General features: G+C 37.9%; 1 protein-coding gene. It reads right to left on the bottom strand.

The window, feature by feature from the left end:
* Nucleotides 1-7291 (bottom strand): non-ribosomal peptide synthetase (locus tag DP091_RS30475; RefSeq protein ID WP_146747035.1); only part of this gene is annotated, 7291 nt, incomplete at both ends.

Here is a 7291-nt window from a genome sequence, read left to right as displayed (position 1 = left end):
ACAGGAATATAAGCATGGCCGGCTTTTAAAATAGCCACCGTATTTACAATGGTCTCGATTCGTCTCTCTGCCCAAACGCCAATATAAGAATTGTGCGCATAGTTTTGCTCTGCTAAATAGCGAGCGACCTGATTGGATTTTCTCGCCAACTCGCCATAGGTCAATGTATCCTGTCCTAATTTGACTGCAATCGCATCTGGCGTCTTCTGGCATTGCTGGTCTATTAATCTTTGCAGTAAATCCCCTTCATAGTCTCCTTGTGTACGATTGTAATCAAGCAGTAGTTCAGACTGTGTTACAGGCAACGGCATAGTTGAAAGATTATGGTCTATGACTTGCTGTAAGCGAAGTTGATACGTTTCAAACATCGCACTGATCATATCTTCGTCAAACAAATCTTTCACATAATCCCAAGTCATCATTAATTGTCCGTCGCTTTCCGCAACTTGAAAGTCCAAAAATACTTCTGGGGTCTGGCTTATTCCGTATTTCAATTCTCCCCTACTGCCTATATTGGCATTGAAAGAATCCGCTTCGTCACGAAGCATACTCGTAAATATAATTGGCATTATAGCTTGATCTTCTCGACCACGATGTTCAGCCAGATCACGCAGGAAATCAGCCCCACTGTAAAATCTGTGGTCTAACGCTTCAAATAACCGATTCTGAATCTCAGTAGTTCTTTCCCAAAATGGTCTGTGAGATGATAAATCGATATCTAACAACAATTTTGATACAAAATCCCTCATCAGAGACATTCCATCTTGATGAAAAGGCTGATTACTAAACAGATTTAAGCTAAGTGCCATATTGGTTTGATTGCTCCATTTAAATAGAACTTCCGCATATATTGTGCACAATAGCGCAGATGGTGCAATTCTGTTATCCAAAGCTTTGTTTCTCACAATCGCCCAGTCTTTCGCAGAAATTCTCGTTTCTAAACGTTTCACTGTCGCGTTGTTTACAGCATTCCCGTTAAAAAGAAGCGGTAACTGTGGCGCATGTGGGAAATTCTCTACTTTGCTCTTCCAATAAGCTTGATCTCTTTGATGTAATGCTTGCATCAAATCTGAAACTTGCTGTGCCAAATGATTGGCACGATGATCAAGCTCGGCTTGGGTCGAATCTTTCTCCTCTTTCTTAACATCCTCTTTCACAAGTAGCTTTTGCAAACGATCTTCTGGATTCTTTACAACTTCTGAAAGCAATGAAACATAATCATCGACCATTTGCTTTATCGTTTCCTGTTTAAATAAATCTGTAGAATACTCTAAATTGACCACATAACCCTCTGATGTGTGTATTACCATTAAATTCAGATCAAACTTAGCTACTTTTCCTTCCATTGGTACCCATGTTCCACTCATAATGCGCTTTGAACCAGACATAATATCACTCTCTGGCATCATAAACATTACATCAAATAATGGATTTCTTGATAAATCTCTCTTTACATCTACTGCCTCAACCAAGTCTTCATATTGATAGTCCTGATTATCGTACGCATGAAGACATTTTTCTTTTACTCCTAGCAATACTTGTTCAAAACTCTCCTCTTGTTTCACTTTTCCTTTGATCGCCAAGGAGTTTACAAACATCCCCAGCATGTCTTGTGTATCAACGTGGGTTCTGCCTGATACAGGAGTTCCGACTACTATTTCTTCCTGTTGACTGTACTTGCTCAATAGAAGCATAAAGGTTGATAACATAATCATGAATTCCGTAGCACCATGCTTCTTCGCTAATTCTTTTATTTCCATAAAAACTGGTTCTTCAATCTTAGTTTTTACGTCGGCACCATTGAAGCTCTTTTTCTTAGGACGTTGGAAATCTGTATTCAAATTGAGTATTGGAATTTCGCCTGAGAACTCGTTCTTCCAATATGCCGCCTGCTTCGTAATATCCTGAGTCATTTGCCAAGCAGAGAAATCTTTATAATGAACCCTTGGCATTGGTAAAGTATTTCCTTCATATAACTCGCTTATCCAGTTCATCATAATAGGCAGACTTTCTCCATCAGAAACAATATGATGAATATCCAGCATCAAGTATGAAGCTTGTGGCGCCTGTAGTAACTTAACCCGCATCAAAGGTGCTTTGGATAAATCAAATGGGCGAACAAAACGATCATATTCATCTTGAATATCTAGTGTATCTGCTTCTTTGTATTCTAATACTACTCTCGCATCTGGTTGAATCACTTGAACTGGCTCCCCATTAATAAGATGGAAGCTGGTTCTCAATACTTCTTCTCTCTCTAAGAGTTTATCTAATGCTCTCTGCAGCTGCTCTTTATCCAGAGTGTTTTCATATTTTATGACATTCGAAATGTTATAGGAAATACTAGGACCTACTATCTCATTGAGAAGATACAGTCGCTTTTGAACAGAACTCATAGGATAGAACTCTGCTTTAGCTATTTTCGGTATTTCCGAAAAACGATCATATTGCAAACTTCCAATTCTTTCTGCAATACGTTTTGGTGTAGATAAAGCAAATATTTCACTAAGCTGCAGCTTTATACCGATTGTCTTTTCTAATTCATTACACAATAATGTAACTTTCAGTGAATGACCACCCAAGTCAAAAAAGCTATCATGGACACTAATTTCTGTTATTCCAAGGATTTTCTCAAATGCTTCAACTACTAACTTCTCTTCTCTATTTGTTGGTGCTGCATATTCCTTAGACTTGTATTCTGGTTCTGGTAGTGCGGCTTTGTCCAGCTTTCCATTATGACTTAATGGAATTTGATCAATTCGAATCATATATAAAGGAACCATATAGTCTGGTAACTTCTTGCGTAATTCACTCTTGATTGTATCTTCGTCTAATTTTTCCACTTCTGTCTGAACGACTACATAAGCACACAGATATTTTTCTCCTTGCTTGTCTTGGCGTACTACAACGGCTGCTCCACTAACTCCTTCGAGTTCCATCAAAGCACTTTCAATTTCTCCTGGTTCGATTCTGAAACCTCTTATCTTAACCTGATCATCAATACGGCCAAGGTACTCAATATTTCCATCCGGTATCCACCGTGCCAGATCACCTGTTTTATACATCATTCCTGAACCAAAAGGATTTTTAATAAATTTCTGTGCTGTCAATTCTTCACGATTTAAGTAGCCACGCGACACACTTTCTCCTGCAATACATAATTCCCCTGGTACACCTATTCCAGCTATTTTTTCATTTGATAATATATAAATTTGTGTATTACTAATAGGCTTACCAATTAATACTTTGTCTACATCTAAGCCTGCTGGACAATGATATCCACTGGAATTAACTGTAGTTTCTGCTGGACCATAGAGATTCAGTAGTTCTGCTCTTACTTGTCCTTTTTCCCTTAATTGATTATAATGTCTCACACTTTCTGCATTCAGTTTCTCACCAATATTAATGATATAACGTAGCGTATTGATTTCCTCTTTGCTCATATCTAATTCATCTAAGAACATATTGAACATTGAAGGAACGAACTGGATTGCATTTACTTGATAATCCTGAATTACCTTGATGATCTTATCACTTTGACTTTCTTCTCCTTGTTGCAAAATAACAAGTTTACCACCCTCTAGCATCCACCAAAATACTTCCCAGGCAAAAACATCAAAGGCACAAGTGGTCTTCATTAAAAGGGATTCTCCCTCGTGTAATGGATATTCTCTTTGTGTCCACATCTGCTGATTGACTATATGCTGATGCTCTACCATAACCCCTTTTGGTTTTCCTGTTGTACCCGATGTATAAACCAGATAAATAAGATCATGAGGAGTATTCACATGTTCTAGATTCTCTGCACCTTCCTCATAATTGCTTGCACTATATAAGTCAACAACCTTTTCAGGAGAAATATTATACTTTCCATGACCAATTAAAACTGCTTTCGGTTGGCTATCTTCCAATATATACTCGATGCGTTCTTCTGGATAAAACGGGTCAATTGGTACATATGCTGCACCCGACTTCAGGATGGCATATAATCCGACCACCATCTCTAAACTTCTTTCTGCTATAATGGCAACAAAATCATCAGGCTGGACATGGTATTCTCGTCGTAACCTTAATGCAAGTTTATTGGCACGAGCATTTAATTCAGCGTAACTCAATTGCTCATTCCCGCATACTACTGCTGTATTATGGGGTGTTCTTGCTACTTGTTCTTCAAATAATTGGACAATGGTCTTGTCTCTTGGATAGTCACTATCCGTTGCGTTAAACTGTACTAATTGAATCTTTTCTTCTGCTTCATTTGTCATGCCCAATTCATTTAATTTCGTCTGTGGTGCTGCAATGGCTTGTTCCATAAGTCTTTGCAAATGGGAACCAATAATATTTATTTCTTCCTTGTTATATAGCTTTGTACTGAACAGAATTCTAAAATGAATACGATTTTCATCACTCTTAAATGCTGTCATTCCCAAGTCATACCCGATTTGTTCGCGGTAATATTCAGACTCCACATTTAATTTGCCATCAATATTTATACTTGTTCCTTGATAGCCTTCAAAGAAGAATAGTGTTCCAATTAGATTCCTTCCTAATAAAGTATGATTCTGTATTTCTGCTAAAGGAAGAAAATCGTGTTCATTTGCAGCAATTGCCTGGCTCTGTAATGATTTCAACAAATCGGTAAATGTGTCTTCGTTTGTTGTCGATATACGTACGGGTATTGTATTGATAAATAAACCAACGATTTCTTCAATACCTTCAATCTCTGCATTTCTACCAGATACAACTTTTCCAAAAACGACATCATTGGTTGAGTTGTATTTTTCCAATAAAACGCCCCAACAAGCTTCTACTAGCGTGTTCAATGTTACATCATACTTGGCACATATCGCTTCTGCTTGTTCGGTTACCTCCAAGCTTAACTTAAACTCTTGACTCTGACTCTCTTCTTGTGTTTCTTCTGGACGACCCATAGGTAAAATTTCAGCCCTTGTCTCATATCCTTGAAGAAGGTCTTCCCAATATTTAAGGCTCGGCTCTTTATCTTTTTCATTGATATAATCTACAAATTTTTCATAGCTCCCAATTTTATTAGAAGCAGCCTGATTAAGTATTTTTAATTGTTCTTCATCTGTTGCCATATACGCACTAAATAATTCTTTACGCAAAATTGGCAAACACCAACCATCTAAAATAATATGATGGTTCGTCATGATCAACCGATAACCACTGTTCTTTATTTTTATCAAATTCATACGAAGTAGTGTATCTTCTTCCAAATCAAATCCACGTTTTACATCTTGTTCTTTTAAATCAAGATAATCAGATTCATTATCTACTTCCATATAATTAAATTCCGGCATTCTTTCTTTCAATACAACTTGTCTTGGTACACTTACTCCCCGATAACAGATCTTTGTACGTAAAATATCATGCTGTGTTGCTAGATATTCAAAAGCCTTGTGCATCTTCTCTACATCTACTTCCGTCAATCGCAACGTCTGCTGAACAACATACTTCGTAGAGGATTCATCCAAAAGCTTCTCATAGAGCATTCCCTCTTGCACAGGAGCCAATGGATAGATACGTTGAATTTCTTCGCCGCGGTTTTTGGCAGCTTCCTGTACATAACAAAATTCGCTATCTTTCCATACCCTCTCACCAAAATCACTTGCCGTTGACTCACTCTTCTGTGCATGGGAGCAATGTTCTGCGACCGCTATCAGTTCTTCTTCATATGCTTTTCCTATTTGCTCAATTCTCTCAGCTAAATAACGACTGCTGTTGCAGGTTACTGTCATAGATAAACTACCATTTTGCACATGACCTATGACGTTAATGGATGGCCCAAATTGATTGCGAGGATCCGTATCCTGTCCATAACCCAGTTGTGAAAACTCAAAATTGGGATCGCCAGATCCTTTCTTTGTTTCTAGTTCTCCAAGATAATTAAATGATATATCTGGTGCCACTTCCACATCCAATTCTTCTGAATTAACCATGTCTGCATACTTTATGAGGCCATAATCAATTCCATGTGCTGGCACACGTCGTAGGTTCTCTTTCGTATTTCGAATATCCTGAGCAATATTAGTGCCTAACTCTTCTAAAACTACGGGATATATACTAGTGAACCATCCTATTGTCCTACCTAAATCAAAAGACCCTACTGTTTCTTCACGACCATGTCCTTCCATCTGTATAGCAAGCGTTCTCTGACCTGTTACTTTGTTTACCGCACGTCCTAGTGCTGCTACAAGCAAGTCATTAATCTCTGTATTATAAGCATGTGCACTTTCTTTTAATAACTTTTCTGTGATCGTGGCATTAAGACATGCCACGGCTGTCTTTGGTTCGAATTCATCATCAGTGCTATCTTCTTTTAACTTACCATCAACCAATTTATTTTCTATTTCTGACCAGTAAGCTACCCTTCTCTTTAACTTTTCACTCTGGCTGTAATGAGCTAATCCTTCGCTCCATACTTTAAAGGAAACGGTTTTAGCTGGTAATGTTATCTCTTTCTGATTCAAAGCTTGAGAGTAGCCCTTCTCCAAATCCTCACTTAAAATTCGCCAGGAAATCACATCCATTATCATATGATGAGCTAGCAACATCATATAATCTTGCTCCGGCGTACTAAATACAACAGCCTGCAATAATGGTCCTTCCGCCAAATCCATCTTTACTTTCGTTGACTTAATTTTTTCCTGAATCTCTTCAGATTCACATGCTATTGTTGTAAAACCGTACCATTTCTTATCTTCTACTTTCCCTATAACCTGTTTCTTATCTTTGTACGTAGCTCTCAACATATCATGATGCTGCACTAACGCAGATAAAGCTTTTTGTAGTGCCAGGACATTTAGCTTTTCACGAACCTTAAACACTTGGCATACATTAAAATGTTCAGGATCCATCATATTTTGTGCGAAGAAGTAGTTTTGAATTGGTGTCAGTGAAATTTCACCACTTATTTCTCCTTGCTCCGCAGGTATAATTTCTTTTTTTGTGGATAAATTCATGGCTATTAGCTTTGGTGTTCTCTCCATCAAAAGATTTCGCATGGAGATATCGTATCCAGCTTCTCTTATCTTGTTTAGAATATGGATAGCCTTGATGGAGTCCCCACCCAAATCAAAGAAATTGTCGTTTACGCTTACTCTTTCCATACCAAGTACATATTCAAACGCCTCGACTACCAATTTCTCCGTCTGGGTCTTTGGTGCCTCATAATCCCTTATCATCTTACTTTCTTCAATACACTTTTCTGGATTCGGCAATAATTTACGATCTACTTTACCATTTGCAGATAGTGGAATCTCATCTACCT

The organism is Paenibacillus sp. MDMC362 (genome assembly GCF_003269305.1).
Taxonomy (GTDB): domain Bacteria; phylum Bacillota; class Bacilli; order Paenibacillales; family Paenibacillaceae; genus Paenibacillus_AQ.
Note: the sequence above shows the minus strand (reverse complement) of the source record. Positions and strands in the feature narration are given on the sequence as shown.